14 protein-coding genes are annotated in these 20,084 nt (G+C 69.8%); 10 read left to right on the forward strand and 4 right to left on the reverse strand.

The window, feature by feature from the left end:
* Nucleotides 1–33 precede the first annotated feature (33 nt).
* The 5 genes from ACWEIJ_RS01325 to ACWEIJ_RS01345 are packed head-to-tail and all read left to right on the forward strand — an operon-like array spanning nucleotide 34 to nucleotide 6,205.
* Nucleotides 34–1,161, forward strand: a complete 1,128-nt coding sequence (locus ACWEIJ_RS01325; RefSeq protein ID WP_449835723.1) for a glycosyltransferase family 4 protein — start codon at nucleotides 34–36, stop codon at nucleotides 1,159–1,161.
* A 25-nt stretch (nucleotides 1,162–1,186) separates the two neighbouring features.
* The gene (locus ACWEIJ_RS01330; protein WP_449835220.1) at nucleotides 1,187–2,035 is read left to right on the forward strand and encodes a glycosyltransferase family 2 protein; all 849 of its coding nucleotides are present in this window, start codon (nucleotides 1,187–1,189) and stop codon (nucleotides 2,033–2,035) included.
* A gap of 50 nt (nucleotides 2,036–2,085) precedes the next feature.
* Nucleotides 2,086–2,637: a hypothetical protein gene (locus ACWEIJ_RS01335; RefSeq protein ID WP_449835221.1), complete on the forward strand. Its 552-nt coding sequence runs from the start codon at nucleotides 2,086–2,088 to the stop codon at nucleotides 2,635–2,637.
* Between the two features lie 3 nt (nucleotides 2,638–2,640).
* Nucleotides 2,641–5,130, forward strand: a complete 2,490-nt coding sequence (locus tag ACWEIJ_RS01340; RefSeq protein ID WP_449835222.1) for a glycosyltransferase — start codon at nucleotides 2,641–2,643, stop codon at nucleotides 5,128–5,130.
* Nucleotides 5,123–6,205, forward strand: a complete 1,083-nt coding sequence (locus tag ACWEIJ_RS01345) for a glycosyltransferase family 4 protein (RefSeq protein WP_449835223.1) — start codon at nucleotides 5,123–5,125, stop codon at nucleotides 6,203–6,205. The genes ACWEIJ_RS01340 and ACWEIJ_RS01345 overlap by 8 nt, the downstream gene beginning before the upstream one ends.
* Nucleotides 6,206–6,445: 240 nt before the next feature.
* Here the strand turns inward: ACWEIJ_RS01345 and rfbD are convergent, their stop codons facing one another.
* Nucleotides 6,446–7,303, reverse strand: a complete 858-nt coding sequence (gene rfbD / locus ACWEIJ_RS01350) for a dTDP-4-dehydrorhamnose reductase (RefSeq protein ID WP_449835724.1) — start codon at nucleotides 7,301–7,303, stop codon at nucleotides 6,446–6,448.
* The gene (gene rfbB, locus ACWEIJ_RS01355) at nucleotides 7,300–8,286 is read right to left on the reverse strand and encodes a dTDP-glucose 4,6-dehydratase (protein ID WP_449835224.1); all 987 of its coding nucleotides are present in this window, start codon (nucleotides 8,284–8,286) and stop codon (nucleotides 7,300–7,302) included. The genes rfbD and rfbB overlap by 4 nt, the downstream gene beginning before the upstream one ends.
* Nucleotides 8,287–8,395: 109 nt before the next feature.
* Here rfbB and ACWEIJ_RS01360 point away from each other — a divergent pair, with 109 nt between their 5' ends.
* The 3 genes from ACWEIJ_RS01360 (at nucleotide 8,396) to ACWEIJ_RS01370 (ending at nucleotide 11,901) form a co-directional block, all read left to right on the forward strand.
* Entirely contained in the window at nucleotides 8,396–9,952 is a 1,557-nt protein-coding gene (locus ACWEIJ_RS01360) for an LCP family protein (RefSeq protein WP_449835225.1), read from the forward strand.
* 68 nt (nucleotides 9,953–10,020) lie between these two features.
* Nucleotides 10,021–11,208, forward strand: a complete 1,188-nt coding sequence (locus tag ACWEIJ_RS01365) for an LCP family protein (RefSeq protein ID WP_449835226.1) — start codon at nucleotides 10,021–10,023, stop codon at nucleotides 11,206–11,208.
* Nucleotides 11,209–11,217: 9 nt separating this feature from the next.
* A complete protein-coding gene (locus tag ACWEIJ_RS01370; protein ID WP_449835227.1) occupies nucleotides 11,218–11,901 on the forward strand; it encodes a TIGR03089 family protein in 684 nt (227 codons plus the stop codon).
* On the opposite strand, the gene ACWEIJ_RS01375 is transcribed toward ACWEIJ_RS01370, so the two are convergent.
* Nucleotides 11,882–12,298: a DoxX family protein gene (locus ACWEIJ_RS01375; protein WP_449835228.1), complete on the reverse strand. Its 417-nt coding sequence runs from the start codon at nucleotides 12,296–12,298 to the stop codon at nucleotides 11,882–11,884. The genes ACWEIJ_RS01370 and ACWEIJ_RS01375 overlap by 20 nt on opposite strands.
* 186 nt (nucleotides 12,299–12,484) lie before the next feature.
* Nucleotides 12,485–14,509 carry an RICIN domain-containing protein gene (locus ACWEIJ_RS01380; protein ID WP_449835229.1) on the reverse strand — a complete coding sequence of 675 codons (2,025 nt, stop codon included), beginning with the start codon at nucleotides 14,507–14,509 and terminating at the stop codon, nucleotides 12,485–12,487.
* A gap of 252 nt (nucleotides 14,510–14,761) precedes the next feature.
* Here ACWEIJ_RS01380 and ACWEIJ_RS01385 point away from each other — a divergent pair, with 252 nt between their 5' ends.
* Together ACWEIJ_RS01385 and ACWEIJ_RS01390 are read left to right on the forward strand one after the other, a co-directional pair.
* Nucleotides 14,762–15,841, forward strand: a complete 1,080-nt coding sequence (locus tag ACWEIJ_RS01385) for a hypothetical protein (protein ID WP_449835230.1) — start codon at nucleotides 14,762–14,764, stop codon at nucleotides 15,839–15,841.
* A 4-nt stretch (nucleotides 15,842–15,845) separates the two neighbouring features.
* The gene (locus tag ACWEIJ_RS01390) at nucleotides 15,846–20,066 is read left to right on the forward strand and encodes a hypothetical protein (RefSeq protein WP_449835231.1); all 4,221 of its coding nucleotides are present in this window, start codon (nucleotides 15,846–15,848) and stop codon (nucleotides 20,064–20,066) included.
* The last annotated feature ends 18 nt before the right edge of the window (nucleotides 20,067–20,084 follow it).

The raw sequence follows: 20,084 nt of genomic DNA on the forward strand, positions 1-20,084 counted from the left end.
CGCTAGCTGATCGTGCCGACCGCCGAACCCAGCGTGCTGATCGACGCCACCGCGGTTCCCGCAGATCGTGGTGGCGTCGGCCGTTACGTGGATTCGCTCGTCGCCGCGCTGGACGCCGATGGCGCCAAGCTGTCGGTGGTGTGCCAGCCGCGCGACGAGGAGCTGTTCACCAAGATCGCCCCGAACGCCCGCGTCGTGCGGGCCGCGGACGCCGTCGCCACCAGGACAGCACGCCTGGCCTGGGAGCAGACGACGTTGCCGCGCCTGGTGCGGTCGCTGGGAATCGACGTCGTGCACTCACCGCACTACACACTTCCGTTGGCCAGCAAGGCCGCATCGGTCGTGACGCTGCACGACGCCACGTTCTTCACCGACCCCGTGCTGCACTCGTCGGTCAAGGCGCGCTTCTTCCGCGCGTGGACCCGCGCCTCGCTGAAGCGCGCGGACCTGTGCGTGGTGCCGTCCCAGGCCACGTCCGACGAACTGGTGCGCGTCGCCGGGGCCGACCGCCGCGTCCTGCACATCGCCCAGCACGGCGTCGACACCGAGCGCTTCCACCCGCCGTCACCGGACGAGATCATGACCGTGCGGCGCACGTTGTCGTTGGGGGACATGCCCTACGTGGCGTTCCTCGGCGCGCTCGAACCGCGCAAGAACGTCCCGGCGCTGATCCGGGGCTTCGCCCAGGCGGTGGCCGGCCGCGAGAACCCGCCCGCGCTGGTTCTCGCCGGTCAGCCCGGCTGGGACAGCCAGGTCGAACGGGCCCTGGACGCGGTGCCGCACCGGATCCGCGTGATCCGCGCGGGCTACCTGCCGTTCGAGCAGCTCGCGGGCTTCCTGGGCGGCGCGGAGCTGGTCGCGTACCCGTCGCTCGGCGAGGGCTTCGGCCTGCCGGTGCTCGAAGCCATGGCGTGCGGCGCCTGCGTGCTCACCACCCGAAGACTCTCGCTGCCGGAGGTGGGCGGCGAGGCGGTCGCGTACTGCGGTGTCGGAGCGGGGGACATCGCGGTGGGGATCGCCGACCTGCTCGACGACCCGGCCCGGCGCTCGGCCCTGGCCGCGTCCGGGCAGCAGCGCGCGAAGGACTTCTCGTGGGCGGTGAGCGCCGAACGGCACCGGCTGGCCTACGAGCGGGCCGCGCTGGTGCGTCACCGGCGGTGAAACCCGACGCACTACTGTGTCGCGCGTGAACTACGGCGACGGACTTGGTGTCGTGACGGTCACGTACTCGCCGGGCGAGACGCTGGCACCGTTCGTGGACACCCTGGCGAAGGCGACCACCCGCCCTGTGCAGGTGATCCTCGCCGACAACGGTTCCACCGACGGCGTGCCGGAGCAGGTGGCGGCCGAACGCGAGCACGTCACGTTCCTCCCGACCGGCGGGAACCTCGGCTACGGCGGCGGCGCGAACCGCGGTGTCGCGGCCCTGGGGCCGGACGTCGGCTGGGTGCTGATCTCCAACCCCGACATCGAGTTCGCCCCCGGCAGCGTGGACACGTTGATCGAGGCGGCGTCCCGGTGGCCGCGGGGCGGCATGTTCGGGCCGCTGATCCGCGAGCCGAACGGTGAGGTCTACCCGTCGGCGCGGCTGCTGCCGTCGCTCGGCCGCGGTCTCGGGCACGCGGTGTTCGGCGCGTTCTGGAAGTCGAACCCGTGGACGCGCGCGTACCGCCAGGAGAAGACGCCGGTCGAGCGCACCGCCGGGTGGCTGTCGGGCAGTTGCTTCCTGATGCGGCGCGAGGCGTTCGACTCGGTCGGGGGCTTCGACGAGCGCTACTTCATGTACTTCGAGGACGTGGACCTCGGCGAGCGGGTCGGCAAGGCCGGCTGGCAGAACGTCTACGTGCCCGACGCCGAGGTCACGCACATCGGCGGCCACTCCACGGCGCGGTCGTCGGACCGGATGCTGCGCGAGCACCACCGCAGCGCCTACCGCTACCTCGCCGACCGGCACCAGGGCGTGCTGTGGGCACCGTTCCGGCTGCTGGTGAAGGCCGGGCTGACGTTGCGGGTGAAGATCCTCACACGCGGGTGACCGGGAACCTCTCCCGCCCGCAGGCGTCCTCCCAGCATGGGAAGGCAGCCGTGAGACGACCGGTACCGCTCATCGTGATCGGGCTGGCCGCGATCGCCGCCGCCGTCGTGCTGGGCGCGGTCGTGCCCGAGAAGTACGAGCTCGCGGTGCTGGTCCCGTGCTGCCTGCTGTCGCTCGCGTTCGCGTGGGGTCTCGCCAGGCTCGGGCCCGCGTGGCTGGTGCTGCCCGCGATCATGGTCGCGATCCCCGGCACGGCCGTGCTGGTCAGCGACGGTCACCGCGCGTTGATGGACGTGCTGGCCACGCCCCAGACGTGCGTGATCACCAGCGTCGAGGACGTGCCCGGCCCGGACAACCCGGCGTTCGCACACCACCTCACCTGCCCGGACGGTGCGCAGCTGCGGATCGTCGTGCTGGGAGAGCAGGAGAAGAAGATGCCGCCGGGCCCGGCCACCGTGCTGCGGCACCCGGTCATGCGGCCGTTGCTCGCCGACCGCAACGACTGGTCCGGCGAGTGGGTGTTCGGGGTGCCGATCGCGATCTTGTTGTTGCTGATCTGTGCAACCACACTGCGGGCGCGCAGAGTGATGAGGCAGGCTTAGCCCGTGGATCGCGCATCACTGCCCGTCGTGTCCGTCGTCGTCGTGAACTACCGAGGCGCGGAGGACACGATCACCTGCGTGCGCGGGCTGGCCGAGGTGGACTACCCGGCCGAGCTGCTGCAGGTGGTCGTCGTCGACAACGAGGCGCACGACACCGCGCGGCTCACCGCGGAACTGCCCGGCGTCGAGATCGTCACCTCCGAGCGCAACCTCGGCTTCGCGGGCGGCTGCAACCTCGGCGTCGAGCACGCCACGGGCAGCGTGCTGGCGTTCCTGAACAACGACGCGCGCGCGGACCGCGCGTGGATCAAGACGGCGATCAGGGTGTTCCACTCGGAACCGTCGGTCGGCGCGGTCGCGAGCAAGGTGCTCGACTGGGACGGCCAGAAGATCGACTTCGTGGACGGCGGGCTGACCTGGTTCGGCATGGGCTACAAGCGCCACGCCGGCCAGGACGACGACGGTGCCCACGACGACCCCCGCGACGTGCTGTTCGGCACGGGCTCGGCGATGTTCGTGCGTGCGGACGTGTACCGCGAGCTCGGCGGGTTCGACGACCGGTTCTTCATGTTCTACGAGGACGTCGACCTCGGCTGGCGGCTCAACCTGCGCGGCTGGCGGGTCCGCTACGAGCCCGCGTCGCTCACGTTCCACCGCCACCACGCGTCGATGAGTTCGATCGACCACAGCCGCGAGCTGTACCTGCTGGAGCGCAACGCACTCGCGTCGCTGTACAAGAACTTCTCCGACGAGACGCTGGCGAAGGTGCTGCCCGCGGCCCTGGCGCTGTGCGTGCGCCGGGCGACCGCGCGCGGGGAGATCGACCCGACGCAGCTGGAGATCACCCGCAGGCCGGCGGACCCCGCGGCCGACCGCGAGCCGGTCGGGGTGTCGCGCCAGGCGCTGGCCGGGTTCCTCGCGATCGACCAGTTCGTCGAGCTGATGCCGTCGCTGGCGGAGTCGCGCAAGATCGAGCAGGCCGCGCGCCGCCGGTCCGACGCCGACCTGGTCCCGTTGATGCGCAAGGCGTTCGAACCCGCCTATCCCCTGCCCCGCTACCTCGCGGCGCACGACGTCCTGGTCGACGTGCTGGGGCTCGACGACGTGTTCGGCAAGCCGCGCAAGATCCTGGTGATCACCGGTGACGCGATCTCGGACCGGATGGCCGGGCCCGCGATCCGCGCGTGGCACATGGCCGACGTGCTGTCCGGCGAGCACGAGGTGCGTCTCGTCACGACGAACCCGCTGTGCGTGCCGCCGGACGCGCCGTTCGCCGTCGGGCGGGCGCGGCCGAAGGAGCTGCCGCCGCACGTCGCGTGGGCGGACGTGATCGTGCTGCAGGGTCACGCGCTGGAGATGGTCAGCGAGCTGAAGAAGGCGTCGTCGACCAAGATCGTGGTCTGCGACATGTACGACCCGATGCACCTGGAGCTGCTGGAACAGGGCAAGGACGACACCGACGAGAAGCGCGCCCTCGACCTGAAGACCGTCACGCGGGTGCTGAACACCCAGCTCGAACGCGGCGACTTCTTCCTGTGCGCGTCCGAACGGCAGCGGCACTTCTGGCTCGGCCACCTCGCCGCGCTGGGCCGGCTCACGCCGACGTTGTACGACAACGACCCCACGACCCAGTCGCTGCTCGGGATCGTCCCCTTCGGACTGCCGGGCAAGCCGCCACAGCGCACGGGCCCGGCGATCAAGGGCGTGGTGCCGGGCGTGTCCGGGACCGACAAGGTCGTGATCTGGGCCGGTGGCGTGTACTCGTGGTTCGACCCGCTGTCGTTGATCTACGCGATGAGCTCGTTGCGCGAGCGGCGGTCCGACGCGAAGCTGTTCTTCCTCGGCATGAAGCACCCGAACCCCGAGGTGCCGGACATGGACATCGCCGGCCAGACGCGGGCGCTGTCCGCGTCGCTCGGGCTGACCGGCGAGAACGTGTTCTTCAACGACGGCTGGGTGCCGTACCACGACCGGCAGAACTACCTGCTGGACGCGCAGTGCGGGGTCACCACGCACTACGAGCACGTGGAGACCACGTTCGCGTTCCGCACGCGGGTGCTCGACTACCTGTGGGCGGGGCTGCCGATCGTCACCACGTCCGGCGACTCGTTCGCGGACCTGGTGCTGCGGGAAGGTTTGGGCGTCGTCGTGCCGCCGGAGGACCCGGACGCGCTCGCCGACGCGCTGGAGAAGGTGCTCTACGACGAGGAGTTCGCGGCCGCGTGCCGTGAGCGCATCGCCGTCGTCCGCGAGCGGTTCACCTGGGAGACGGCGCTCGCGCCGCTGGCGGAGTTCTGCCGCGACCCCAGGCCCGCCGCGGACCGTCTGCCGGGCTCCGCACCACTGGTGCGCACACCGGGGTTGAGCAAGGCGGACAAGGTGAAGCGGGACCTGCGGCTGGTGCGCGAGTACCTGGACGCGGGCGGCCCGACCGAGTTGGCCAAGCGGGCGACGGGGCGTCTGCGCAAGATCGCGCGTGGTGGACATGGCTAAACCCCTCTCCGTGCTGCTCGACGGCACGCCCCTGCTCGGACATCGCACCGGAATCGGCCGCTACACCGCGGCATTGGCCGAAGAGCTGGCATCCATGCCAGAGGAGGCCGACGTACGGGCGGTCGCGTTCACCCTGCGCGGCTGGCGCGCGTTGCGGACGGTCCTGCCGCACGACGTCACCGCGCGCGGCCTGCCCGTGGCGGCACGGGCGTTGCGCCGGATGTGGCTGAGCGCCCCGTTCCCGCCGGTCGAGATGCTGGCCGGGTTCTCCGACGTCATGCACGGCACGAACTTCGTGCTGCCGCCGACGGTGCGCGCCGGCCGGGTCGTCACGATCCACGACCTGGCCTTCCTCGACTCGCCCGGCGACCTGCCGCCGTCGGACCGCCGGTTGCCGGAACTGGTCCGGCTCTCGGCCCAGCGCGCGGACGTGATCTGCACGCCCACCGCGGCCGTCGCCTCCGTTGTGGCGGAACGGTTCGAGGTGCCGCTGGAGAAAATCGTCGTGACCCCGCTGGGCGTCGACCCGGCGTGGTACGCGGCGCGACCGCCCTCCGCCACGCTGCGCGGCCGCCTGGGGTTGCCGTCGGAGTACCTGCTGTTCGTCGGTGCGGACGGCCCGCGCAAGGGACTTCAGTACCTGGTGAAGGCGCACGCGTCCGATCCGTCGTTGCCGCCGTTGGTGATCGTCGGACCCGGCCGGTCCGGTGTGGACGGTCGGGTGCTGCGGACCGGGTACCTGCCGGACGTGCACCTGCGGTCCGTGGTGGCCGGTGCCACCGCCCTGGTGCTGCCGTCCCGGGACGAGGGTTTCGGGCTGCCGGTGCTGGAAGCGTTGGCGTGCAACGTTCCGGTGGTGTGCTCGGACGTGCCCGCGTTGCGCGAGGTCGCCGGTGGGCACGCGCTGCACGTGCCGGTCGGTGACGTCGAGGCGTTGGCCGAGGGGCTGGCTCAGGCCGTGGCGGCACCGGCGACTCCGGCGGCGCAGGCGGAACGGCGGGCGTACGCGTCCGGGTTCACGTGGCGGCGGTGCGCGGAGAAGACGGTCGAGGCGTACCGGCAGAGCCGGGCGTGACGCCGGGCACGTTGTAGGGCGTCAGGAAACCCCGACGCCCCAACGACTTCACCGAGAATGCGGCCTCGGCGAGTACTTGTCGAGCTGGCTCAGCGAGACCTGTCGCGAGCCCGTGACGGCGGCAACGCACTTCAGGAAGCGCTGCCGATCGGAATCCGCTGTCGCGGGACGCTGGGGGGTGCGCCCGGAATCGAACATGCCGAACAGGTTCCCGCACTTGGAACGACCGTGCCAGACCGGTCACCCCAATGGCGCAGCACCGGTACGGGGAGCTACCACCCCTGCCTTGAACGCCTCCGAAAGGGCGCTTCGCCAGTGCGGCAAAGGGCGCAGTCCCGCTGCTGCCCACGCCGCGCCCGACAGCACCGAGTAGGCGGGTCGCGGGGCCGGTCGCGGGTAGTCGGCGGTGGTGCACGGCCGCACGCGGGCCGGGTCGGCGCCCAGTTCGGCGAAGATCGCCTGGGCGAAGCCGAACCACGTCGTCTCGCCGCCTCCGGTCGCGTGCAGCAGGCGGGCCTGCGGCAGCACCGAGACGAGTTCCAGCAGGCCGGCGGCGAGGTCGTGCGACCACGTCGGCGAGCCGAGCTGGTCGTCCACAACGGACAGTTCGGGGTGCGAGGACTCCAGTGCCGCCATGGTCTTCACGAAGTTCGAGCCGTGCGCTCCGTAGACCCACGAGGTGCGCACGACCCACCCGCCCGCGGCCAGCACGCGGCGTTCGCCTTCGAGCTTCGTGCGTCCGTACGCGGACTTCGGGCCGACCGGGTCGGACGGCTCGTACGGCCGTGTGCCGTCACCGGCGAACACGTAGTCCGTCGACACGTGGATCAGCGGAATGCCAAGGGACGCGCACGCTTCGGCCAGCAGGCCGGGACCGACGCCGTTCACCTCGAACGCGCGGTCCTCGTCAGTCTCGGCCGCGTCGACCGCGGTGTACGCGGCACAGTTGATCACCGCGGAGGCGCCGGCGAGATCGGCCGGACCGACGCGGGTCACGTCCAGCTCGGCGGACGACACCGCGCGGACGTCGGGTGACAGGGCGGCGAGGTCGTGGCCGAGCTGACCACGACCACCGGGAACGAGGATCAACGCCGTCAGCCCTTCGCCAGCCCGGCGCGCTCCTTGAGCGGCTCCCACCAGGCCCGGTTCTCGCGGTACCACTCCACCGTGTCCGCGAGGCCCACGGCGAAGTCGACCTGCGGCGCGTAGCCCAGCTCGGACGAGATCTTGGAGATGTCCACGGAGTAGCGGCGGTCGTGACCCAAGCGGTCGGTCACCGGCTCGACGAACGACCAGTCGCGGCCGGTCGCGGCGAGCAGCTTCTCGGTCAGCTCGCGGTTGGTGAGCTCGGTGCCGCCGCCGATGTTGTAGATCTCACCCGGCCGGCCGGCCTCGGCGACGAGCTGGATGCCGCGGCAGTGGTCGGCGACGTGCAGCCAGTCGCGCACGTTCAGGCCGTCGCCGTACAGCGGCACCTTCCTGCCGTCGATCAGATTGGTGACGAAGAGCGGAATCACCTTTTCGGGGAACTGGTACGGCCCGTAGTTGTTCGAGCACCGAGTGATGCTCACCGGCAGCCCGTGCGTCCGGTGGAACGCGCGCGCGAGCAGGTCCGAAGAGGCCTTCGAGGCCGAGTACGGCGAGTTCGGCTCCAGGATGTGCGTCTCCGACCAGGAACCCTCCTCGATCGAGCCGTAGACCTCGTCGGTCGACACGTGCACGAACCGGCCGACACCCGCGTTCAGCGCGCCCTGCAGCAGGGTCTGGGTGCCGAGGACGTTGGTCAGCACGAAGTCGGCAGAGCCCGTGATGGAGCGGTCGACGTGCGACTCGGCGGCGAAGTGCACCACGACGTCGGTGCCGCGCATCTGCTCGGCGACCACGGCCGGGTCGCAGATGTCGCCGCGGACGAACTCGAACTTGCCGGCGACCTGTGCGAGGTTGGTCTCACTGCCCGCGTAGGTGAGCTTGTCCAGCACCACCACCTCGGCACCCGCGAAGGCCGGGTACGAGCCGCTCACCAACTCCCGCACGTAGTGCGAGCCGATGAACCCGGCCCCACCTGTCACCAGTACGCGCATGCTCAGTTCCTCCCGTGGTGTTCCCCGCTCGCAGTCTGTCACGTGGCTCATCGCTGCAACCCACAGCGACGTCACGTCGTGTGTCTTATAAACGACTAAACTCGGCGTGGTGGGGGAGGAAACAGTGGAAGGCAGAAGCCTGCCGGTCAGGGTGCAGGCGACCCGGCCGTCGGCGGCTTTCCGCGCGTTCCTGGTGACGGGGAAGATCTTCGTCGCGCTCGTCTCGACAGGTGTGCTCCTGCTCACGTCCTACGGCTGGGGCAAGCTCCGGGCCGCGAACGACGGCATCGTCAAAACCGAGGTCATCTCGGAAGAGCTCACCAAGCAGGGCCCCAAGCCGCTCGACGGCGCCGTCGACATCCTCCTGGTCGGCATGGACAGCCGCACCGACGCGCAGGGCAACCCCCTGTCGGAGGAGGCGCTGGCCCTGCTCAACGGCGGGTACGCCGACGGCGAGCAGAACACCGACACGATGATCCTGGTGCACATCCCGGTCGACGGCACGCGCGCGGTCGCGATCTCGTTCCCCCGCGACTCCTATGTGGAACTGGCCGACGGGTTCGGCAAGCACAAGCTCAACTCGGCGTTCGCCCGCCAGCGCAACACCGTCGACCAGCAGCTGCGCGCCAATGGCGAGACGGACGAGCAGAAGATCCGCACCGAGTCGATGGCCGCGGGCCGCAAGACGTTGATCAAGACGATCGAGAACATGACCGGCGGCACCGTGCGGGTCGACCGGTACGCCGAGGTCAACCTCGCGAGCTTCTACGAGGTCACGAAGGCCATCGGCGGGGTCGAGGTGTGTCTGAAGGAGGACACCTCGGACCGCGACTCGGGCGCGAACTTCAAGGCGGGCCCGCAGACGATCGAGGGCGCGCGGGCGCTGTCGTTCGTCCGGCAGCGCAAGAACCTCCCCGGTGGCGACCTCGACCGCATCGTGCGGCAGCAGGTGTTCATCGGGGCGCTGGCCAAGAAGGTGCTGTCGAGCGGCACGCTGACCGACCCGGGCAAGCTGAACGGGCTGGTCGAGGCCGTGCAGAAGTCGGTGGTCCTCAGCTCCGGCTGGGACATCACCACGTTCGCCGAGCAGATGCAGGGCCTGGTGGGCGGCAACTTCGAGTTCCGCACCATCCCGGTCGGTGACCCGATGGACACTTACGGCGACGGCAACGTCCTGCCGGTGAACCCGGCGCAGGTGCGGAAGTTCCTCACGAGCCTCGCGGCGGACAAGTCCCCGTCCAGCTCGGCGGCGCCGACCACGACGCTGCCCGCGCCGCCGAACTCGTCGATCACCGTCCAGGTCTTCAACGCGGCGAACGTGCAGGGTCTCGCCAGCACCGTGATGAACACGTTGGCCGCCAAGGGGTTCAAGCGCGGCGCGGTCGCCTCGGCGCCGCAGACCAGCGACACCACCGTGGTGAGGTACGCGGCGGGTGAGGAGGGCTCCGCCCGCAAGGTCGCGGCCGAGCTCGGGCCGAACGTCGGCGTCCAGCAGGACGCCTCCGTCCGAAGTGGACAGGTGCAGGTCTTCGTCGGCACCGACTACTCCGCGCCGGTGAACGACGAGGAGGACGTCGACCCGCAGGGTGTGCCCGGCTCGTCGTCGACGGCCCCGTCGAGCAGTGCGCCGCCGATCACAGCGGCCGGACTGGTCTGCGTGAACTGAATCCCCCGGCGCGACGGGCTTCCGATCGTTACGCTGAGCACGCATATCCAGCACACGGAGGACGTACGTTGAGCGCTGCCACCCGCGCGAAGAAGACCGCACTGGTCGCCGGCCGGACGGTCGTCGCGCTGGTCGCCGTGACGACGCTGGTGTTCTCCGGCTACTTCTGGGCCGCGCTCAAGCTGGTCAAGGAGAACACCAACACCACGCAGATCCTCAACGTGCTGGAGGACATCCCGAACTCGCCCGCGGTCGAGGACGGGGCGATGGACATCCTGCTCGTCGGCAGCGACAGCCGCACCGACGCCCAGGGCCGCCCGCTGCCGCCGGACGTGCTGCGCAAGCTGCGCACCGAGGGCACGGACACGGTGAACACCGACACGATCATCGTGCTGCGGGTGCCGCGCAACGGCGGCAAGGTGAGCGCGATCTCGATCCCCCGCGACACGTACGTGCCGATCGCGGGCTTCCGCGAGGACAAGATCAACTCGGCCTACGGCGCGGTGAAGTACCTGACCGCCGAACGGCTGCAGGCCGAGGGCGTGACCGACCAGCAGGAACGCGAGCGCAAGTCGGACGAGGCCGGGCGCAAGGCGCTGGTGCAGGCCGTGCAGGACCTCACCGGCATGCGGGTCGACCACTACGCCGAGATCAACCTCTACGGCTTCTACCTGCTGACCGAGGTGATCGGCGGTGTGAAGGTGTGTCTGAAGGCCGGCACGTCGGACCCCAACTCGGGCGCGAACTTCCGCGCCGGTGAGCAGGTCATCTCCGGCGGCGACGCGCTGTCGTTCGTGCGGCAGCGGAACATGCCCGGTGGTGACCTCGGCCGCATCGCACGCCAGCAGGTGTTCATGTCGCAGGCGATGAAACAGCTGCTGTCCGCGGGCACGTTCACCGACGCGGGCCGGTTGAAGGGCCTGCTGGACGCCGTCTCGAAGTCGGTCGTGGTGGACGAGAAGCTGGACCTCGCGACGCTCGCCGCGCAGGCACAGGGCCTCGCGTCGGGCAACGTGGAGTTCGCCACGATCCCGGTGACGAACATCGACGCGCGCAACGAGCGCGGTCAGAGCGTGGTCACGGTGGACCGCGACGCGGTGAGGGCGTGGGTGGCACAGCAGATCGGCGAGACGCCCAAGCCGGTGCCGTCGTCCACGACCCCCACCACGCCCGCGAAGTTCGGTCCTGAGAAGCTGCTCTCGCTGGACGGCATGCACGCCGTGGCAGCCCAACAGGATGTGCCCTGCGTCGACTAGGAGTGCCGCGTGAGCGTGACCGAGATCCTCTTCACGCCGTTGCTGAAGGCCGATCCGGGTCGTCCGCTGATCACGCACTTCGACGACGCGGCGGGCACGCGGATGGAGCTGTCCCGCGCGACGGCCGCGAACTGGGCGGCCAAGACGGCCAACTGGCTGCGGGACGAGCACGACGTCGAGCCGGGTGACCCGGTGGCGGTGCTGCTGCCCGCGCACTGGCAGACGGCGGGCCTGCTGCTCGGCGCGTGGTGGTGCGGCGCCCGCGTGGTCGGCGCCGGTGAGCGCGCTCGGGTGGCCGTGGTGCCGCCGGGCGGCACGGCGGACGCGGACGTCGTGGCGGTCGCGTCGCTGGACGTCTGGGGCCGCGGTGCCGGAGCGCCGGTCGACTACCTCGACGACGTGCGCGTGCACGGTGACGACTTCACGCCGTGGTCCGCGGTCGAGGGTTCGACACCAGCGCTCGGTGAGTCCACTGTGGACGAGGTGGTCGCGCGGGCGCGCGAGCTCGGCGCGAAGCTGGGAGCCGAGCCGCGCGTTTTGTCCACTTTGGAGTGGGACGTGCCTTCCGGTGTGCTGGAAGGGTTCCTGGCGGTGCTGGCAGCCGGTGGCTCACTGGTGCAGGTGAGCAATCCCGACGCGGGCCGCCTGGCCGCGCGCCGGGAGAGCGAGAAAACTACGCTGCAGCTGGGTTGAGCACCTTGTTGTTCTTGAACAGCACGCGGTCCAGCGCGTAGGCACCACCGTTGAAGCCGAGCGCGAGCGCGGCCGCGCCGAGCACCACGACGAGCTCGGAGCCGCCCTGGCCGAGCAGCCCGTTCGGCAGGTGCACGAGGAACAGCGCGCCGAGCATGTCGACCGCGAGCAGCACACCGGCGATCGGCAGTGCGACACCGGCGATCAGCGCGAGGCCACCGGCGAGTTCGACGATCGCGGCGAACGCGGCCGACACCGACGGCAGCGGCACGCCCATCTTCTCGAACGACGCGCCGGTTCCTGCCAGACCCCACTCGGTCCACTTCTGCCAGCCGTGCGCGACGAACACGATGCCGATGCCGATCCGGCCGATGAGTGCGGTGATGTCCTTCACCATGGTGCCTGCTCCCCGATCCTGTCGTTCCACTGTCGGTCGTTCAACTTCGAACCAAATCTAGTGCAGATTTGAACGACCTCAGGAAAACGAGAGGAACCCAACAGCGAACCCACAGGTTCTCCCCCGGACACGCGAAAGGCCCTCGCCGATGCCGGCGAGGGCCTTTCACAACACGGTTCGTGCAGGTCAGGCCGTGGTCAGCTGCTGAACGGTCCAGCGCTGGTTGGTCTGGCCGTTGCCCTCGCACTGCGAGACGATCGAGCCGTTGGGCGTCCTGCGCTGCTCCACGTCCGCGAACTTGCCGGTGAGCACGCTCACCAGGCCGACGCTGCCGTTGTCACCCTCGATGAACACCCACTGCTGCGGGGCACCGAAGTGGCACGAGTACTGAATCAGCGGGGTGCCGGTGTGGTAGTCGCCGTAGCGCACGTCGAGGCACTTGCCGGACATCTTGTTCTTCAGGGCGTACTTCTTGTCCCCGAGGTCGACCAGCTCCCACACCATCTTGTTGCCACCCACGCAGTCCCAGATCTCGGTGCCGGCGAGGTCCGCGAGCGCGCCCTGGTTCGGGACGTCCCACAGACCCGCGACCTGCAGGCAGCGACCGGACTCCACGCCCTTGAGGCGGATGGTGCCCAGCGTCATCTGCTTCGTCCACGAGACGTGGCTCGGGTCGATGATCCGCCACTGCTGGTTGATCGCGTTGGTGTTGGTGTACTGCACGACCAGCGTGGCGTTGGCGGTGCCGTTGTCCGCCGCGGTGGCGAACTGGCCGGTGCCGATGTTCTTCAGCTGGAAGGTGCCGTTGGCGTTCTCCAGGAACTGCCAGCGCTGGTTCGGGTGCTCGGTGCAGGTGTTCTGGATGACGCTGCTGCCGTTGACGTCGAGGCACAGCTGCGAACCGAGGTTCTTCAGGCGGTACTGCCCGTCCGCCATCCACTGCAGCTCCCAGACCTGCTTCGGGCCGCGCACGCAGTCCCACAGCTCGGTGCCCGCACCGGGGGCGTTGGCGCCCTGGTTCGGCTGGTCCCAGAGACCCGCGACCTGCAGGCAGCGCCCGGAACCGATGCCCTGCAGCTCGATCACGCGGTTGGCCGCGGGCTTGATCAGGTCCTGCTTGGCGGCAGCGTGCTGGCCGGTGTTGAGGAACGTGTCGTAGGCGAGCTTCGTGCCCTCCGCCAGCGCGGCGCGGGCGGCGGCGACCAGGTTCGGCTGGTAGCCGTCGGCCAGGGCCTTGTCCAGGATGACGCGGATCTGGCGCTCCGCCTCGATCTTGTCCAACCGGTCCTGCTCGTCGATGTCGGCCTGGTGCGCGGCGTGCACGCCGGTGAAGATGAACGCCTTCCACACGGCGGGATCGGTGCTGTCGTAGGCGACCTGCGCCTTGGCCTTCACCTGCACACCCCTGGTGCGCTTGATGATCTCGTAGATGAACTCGTGGTCCGGGAGGTTCTTCAGGTCGTCGGTCGCGGTCGACTGCGTCGCCGCGGCCCAGGCCTGCTCCTTGGCCTTGCGGTTCGCCTCGCGCTCAAGCCGTTCGCGCTCAAGGCGTTCGGCCTCTTCGATCTTGCGCTGCTTGTCCGCGCGCGACGCGGCGTAGACGCCGTTGACGACGAACTCCTGGCGCTGCTCGTCGGTCGCGCCGGTCTTGAGGACGTTGGCGGCGCCCTTCTTGACGTCGCTGCCCTCCTCGGCGTGCTCCCAGAGCTTGAAGACGAAGTTCTCCAGCGAGCCGTCGAGCAGTGCCTGCGTCACGTCGGTCCAGCCGATTTCCGCTGCCGCCGCAAGGCGTTGCCGGTCGCGCTCGGCCTTCTTGGCCGCCTCGATCTGGTCGAGCACGCTCGCGTCGAAGATGCCCGCGGTGATGAACCGGTAGCAGGCGCTCTCGTCCGTGGTGTTGGTGAACGCCGCGAGCGCGGCGGACTTGATGTTGCTGCCCTCACGGGCCTTCTGCCACAAGGTGATGACGAAGTTCTTGTCGGTCATCACCGCCATCTCCGGCGTGAGGATGATGTTGAGCTCACGGGCCGCGCGCTCGCGTTGCTCCGTTGTGGACTCCTGTGCGGCGGCCTGCGTCGAGGCCGTGGTGTCCGAGCTCGTGGTGGGCGCGGCCATCGCCGGCGCGGTGAGAGCACCGCTCGCCAAAGTGACCGCTACCGCGAGCGATGCGATCGTGCGCATGCCGCGGCCGGCCAGAGTGGATCTGGACAAGTGAATCCCCCAAGATTCATCAAGTTGTCGGCACCGCCCCAGTTGCCCCAGCGAAGAAGAATTCCGGTGCCAGCGCGCACTGTATGCACGCGCCTTCACACGCCGCAAGAAACCGCTCTTTGTGTAATGCAGGTCACATTTAGGCCGAACGGACCTGCATTGACATGCGTGTTAGGAACTCCACGGGCAACCACTGCCCGTTGCAGTTCTACTGGGGTAAAGCATTTTTTACTGGGGTACTGGGGGAAGTACATGGAGCGTAGAACGCTCTTGCGCGCGGTCCTGGGGGCCGCGCTCACGGCGGGAACGGTCGTGACGACCGGTGTTCCCGCCGCCCTCGCCGGCCCGGCGACGGTCGCGGAGAACCAGGTCGGACTGGCCTCGTTCCGCCACGACTTCGTCCTGAGGCTGGCGTTGCGGGACTCGATGCCGGAAGTGCGGGCGGAGGCCTGGAACGCGTTGCGCAGCAACGCGGGTGAGGCCGCACTCGTCGACTTCCTGGCGGTCGGGTACCCGGACGCCAAGGCGCGGGCCGCGCAGCGGATCGACCGGAACTACAAGTACATCAAGCGGGTCAACGACTTCTCGCTGACCGGCAGCGCGGTGCGGGCGACGTCCGCCAGAGCACTGGTGGACACACCCGCGGCACAGGCCGAGTACGTCCAAAGTGGACTTGCTCGGGCTCAGGAACTGGACCGCGTCAACAACAACAAGTACGAGGAGAAGCTCGCCCGCATGGCGCAGGCGGACCACGACTACGTGGCCGACCTCGCCGCGAACGACCCCGGCCCACAGGTGCGCGCGGCCGCGAACCGCGCGTTGTCGACGGGAACCGAGGCGGCGATCGGGCTGTTCTTCAAGTACTACTGGGGAATCGGGGCCGACCTCGACAACGAGGCGTTCCGCCGCAACACCTCCGACCAGAACGACATCTGGCACAGCAAGATCCGCACGCTGACCGAGGCGGCACTGGCCGCGGAGAAGGCCGAACGCGAGTCGAGCGGCGAGCTCGCCCGCAAGGCACGTGCCGACGCGATCGCCGCGTGGCGCGAGATCGAGGGACAGGCCGGTCAGTCCTCTGTGGACTGGACTGCGGAGAAGGCCAAGGCGGACACGCAGGCGGCCGGCTGGGCATCGGTCGCGGCGCACGCACGTGCGGCGCAGACGGAACAAGACTGGGCAGCGGTGCTCGCACGGGCCGAACAGGGCAACACGTCCTGGGCGGACGAGGCCGAGTGGGCTCTGCAGCAGGCGAACTCGTGGCGAAGCATCGCCGCACAAGCGCGGTCGAACGCCCTCGCGGCGATCGACCGCGACCAGGGGGACAGCTGACACCATGCGCACCACAGAACCCAGCGTCGCCGCGTGGCGGCGCCGGTCGATCACGGCCGTCATCATCACGGTGGTGCTGGCGTTGGCAGGCGGCAACCTGCCCGCCATCGCCGCACCACAGCGACCCGCACCGGTGCTCCAGCTGCAGCAGTCCTCGGCCGCCGAGCCGGTGGCCGAGGAGTACGAGTTCTACAAGCAGCTCGTCCAGGACATCGCCGACCACGCGGAGGACGTCGAGGTCCGCGACGCGGCGAAGGCCGCGCTGGCCGAGAACACCAAAGAGAAGCTGATCTGGTTCCTCGACCACGGCGAGACCGAGGCGAGGGCCAAGGCGGCGGAACGCAAGCGCGCCGAGGCCGCGGAGAACCGCCGCAAGGTCGAGGGCTGGGCGGCCACCGGCGGTCCGAACGTCAAGGCGGGCGCGCAGGCCGCGTTGAACGCCGGCGACCAGGCGATCAAGGACTTCGTGGCCTACGGCTACGAGATCGCGCTCAAGCAGGACAAGCAGCAGGCCGAGGACGACAAGGCCGAGCAGGAGCGGATCACCGCGCGCGTCAAGGACATGGTCGAGCACGGCGGCCCGCAGGTGAAGCTCGAGGGCGAGGCGCTGCTGATCCGCGGTGACTACGCCCTGATCCGCGAGTTCTACCTCACCGGCTACGCCGAGGCGAACAAGCTCGACCACGACTTCCAGGCGACCATCGAGCAGGCGTTGATCGACCGCAACAAGGCGATCACCGAACTGACCGCGGTCGCCCGTCGTGCCGAGGCCGCGGCCAACGCGCGGGCGGAGATCGTGCGCGCGAACATCAACGCGGTCAAGGCGCTCGACGACGGCACGATGGCCATGAACATGGCCGCCAAGGCCGCGCACCGCGCCGACCAGATCCTGCAGGAGGACAAGCCCGGCCGCGCCAGCGGTCACAAGGGCCGTGACGCCGACATCGACGCGTTGCGCGCCGAAGCCACCCGGTACGCCGAATCCGGTGCCAGGGCGTCACTTTCCGCCGCGGAGGCGACCGCACAGGCGCAGAACGCGGCGGTCCGGCTGGTCGACACCGGCCTGACCAACGGCCTGGACTGGGCCAAGGTCACCATCGGGATCGGCAGCGCGGTCGAGGCGGCGGCCAAGGCGACCGAGACCGCGCAGCACGCCGTCGAGGCGACGCTCGCGGACAGCCGCGCGCTGGACGCGAACGCCGGTGCGCAGGAACACGCCCAGAACGCCAGGAAGTACCGCGAAGAGGCGGAAAGGCAGGCGGCTCAGGCCGCGAGCCTGGCAGAGGCGGCGCGCAAGCAGCAGGAGATCGCGGTCGCCGCGCGTGACAAGGCGGCCCAGCAGAAGGTGATCGCGCAGAACGCGGCCACCAGCGCACGCCAGCACGCCACCAAGGCCCGCAACTACCGGTTGAACGCGCAGTCCGCGGCGTCCAACGCGGTCAGCAAGGCGCAGGCCGCGGTCAAGGCGCACGGCGACGCGCTCGAGGCGAGCTCACGTGAGCAGGCCGCGATCGACGCCGCCACGACCACCGGCCGCCAGCTCCAGACGGCCACGTCGGTCTGCCTGGGCAAGGTCAGCTTCGCCGAGCAGGTCGAGACCGCGCTGCGGACGGCCAAGGAACAGGCCATCCGGGAGGGCAAGGACGCCGACGAGGCGACGAAGGACATCGCCGCGGCGGCGAGCCGGGCCCGCACCGAGGCCAACGCCGCCGAAGCGTGGGCCGGACGCGCCCGTGCGGCAGCGGCGGCGGCGAACTCCGAAGCCCAGCAGGCGGCAGCAGCCGCACGCACGGCACGCGCGGCCGCCGCACGTGCCGACCAGGAGGCCGTGACCGCGCGCCGGGCCGCCGACGAGGCGAACCGGCTCGCGATCGAGGCGACCAACCTCGCGGTGGCGACCGAGGCGTCGGCCGACAACACCCGCCTCGAAGCCGAGGCCGCGGTGAGCGAGGCCAACGCCGCGGTGTGGCAGTCGACGATCGCCGACCGGGCTTCGGCCGCGGCCGCCGCGTCGGCGTCGATGATCATCGATCCGGCTCGCATGGCGGAGGTGATCGAGAGGCCGTACGCGGGGATCAACGGCGACGCCCGTCGTGCGCTGGAGACCGCGTCGAAAGCACTGCTGCTCGGTGAGGAGCAGTCCCGTTCCGCACGCGAGAAGGCGGACGAGGCGGCCCGCGCGGCCACGGCGGCACAGCAGGCCGCCGACCGCGCGATCGCCGACGTGAAGCCCGCCTACGAAGCGGCCGCCCGTGCCGCGCAGTCGGCGAACCAGGCCGCGCAGTACGCGGTCGCCGCGAACAACGCGGCGAACGAGGCGTCCCAGCACGCCGCCGGCGCGCACTCCGCAGCCTCGTCCGCGGCGCAGTCCGCGGCGTCGGCCCGTTCCGACGCCGTCAGTGCGGGCAACGCCGCAGCGGTCGCGTCCAGCGCCGCGCAGTCCGCCGGTCAGGCCGCGGCCGCCGCCGAGGCCATCCACCAGTGGGCGATCAAGGCGACGGCCTCGATCCACACGTTCGAGAACGAGGTCAGCACGCACCTCGACCAGTTCCTCGACGCCAAGCAGCGCGCGGCGGAAGCGGAGCGGATCGCCAGGGAGTCCGAGCAGCGCAAGAAGGACGAGCTCAACAAGGAGTTCCTCGACGGCCTGATGGGTGCGATGGCCTGCAAGCAGGACCTCACGGACCCGAAGTGCAAGGAGGTCGCGGCCAAGGTCGGCGACGCGGTCGGCACGGCGCTCGCGGCCCTCGGCGACTACGCCAAGGACGCCGCCCTCTGCTACGGCGGCGACGCGGCCGCCTGCGACCGGTTCAAGGAGTCGACCAAGAAGATCGCCAACTTCGCGGTCGAGGCCGCCAAGGGCTTCGCCGAGGGTGCCGCGAACATGTGGCAGGGCCTCGTCAAGCTGGGCGAGTGCGGTGTGCAGGCCGTGTCGGCGGCGAGCACGCCGGCGTGCAGCGAGATCTGGGCGGGCATCAAGGACCTCGCCCACAACCCGTACAAGCTGATCCACCTGGACGTGTGGCACGAGAACCCCGGCAAGGCGTTCGGCCTGTTGACGTTCGACGTGCTGGCGGCCGCGGCGACCGCGCCGCTCGGTGGCAGCGGCAGCGCGCTGTCCAAGGTGCTCGGGGTCGCCGCGTCGGCGATCACGAAGGCCACGACCCGGCTCGCCGAGGGCGTCGGCAAGTTCGGCAGCTTCGTGGTCAAGCTGGCGGACGACTTCGCGCTGCCGGGCATGCTGCCGCGCGCCTCGGCCGAGGTCCTCAACATGTCCGTGCGGGTGGAGAACGGCATCGCCAAGCTGTCCGGTGCGGTGGCCGGGATCGACGGCAGGCTCTACAAAGTCGCGGACCTGGAGCTCAGGGCCGAGGGTGATCTCTCCAGGTTGGAGAGCTCGATCGCGCGCATCGAGGGAGCGCTCGACGGCAGCGGCAACCGCCTCACCCCCGCGATCCGCCTGCTGGAGAACGGCACGGCGAAGCTCGAGAACGCCTCGTTCAAGTTCGAGCAGCTGGAACGCGTTCCGCCACCCACGCCGTTGACCGCGCCGGCGGGTGTGGTCAAGGACGGTGTCTGGACCATGGAGGAGTTCGGCCAGACGCTCAAGCTGGACAAGATCCCCAACAAGGCCGTCGACGACTTCCTCAACAAGGCCAAGGCTGCGGAGAAGGACATCTCCCCGAAGCTCCAGGACGTCGTCAAGGAGGTCAAGGCCGAGCCGGGTTACGGCAGTGCGCGGCTGGAAGGCTTCGACAAGAGGCTCAAGAGCGCCGACTCGCTGAAACGCAAAGTCGTCGACATGCTGTCGGACAACTCGAACGTCGACTCAGTGCTCAGCGAGATCAACGACGCCGTCCGCTACACAATGGTGGTGGACGACGCCGTGTACGCCGACGCGGTCGCGAACGCGATCGCGAAGCTGGAGGCCAAGTTCGAGAAGGTCCAGGTCAAGAACTTCTGGCTGAAGAACCAGAACAACAACAAGTACCGGGGTATCAACACCACCTGGCGAGACCCCCAGACCAAGCAGCTCTTCGAGTTCCAGTTCCACACGGACAAGAGCCTGAGTGCGAAGTCGTTCGAGCATCCGTGGTACGAGCTGCGGCGCGTGCCGGGCACAACCGATCTGGAGATCGCCTTCAGCGAGGCGCAGGCCGCGCTGATCTTCGGTGACGTGCCGTTCCCGGAGGGTGCCGTCCAGATCCCGAAGTTCCCCGCGTAGCCGGAGTAGATTGGACTG

The organism is Lentzea sp. NPDC004789 (genome assembly GCF_053601075.1).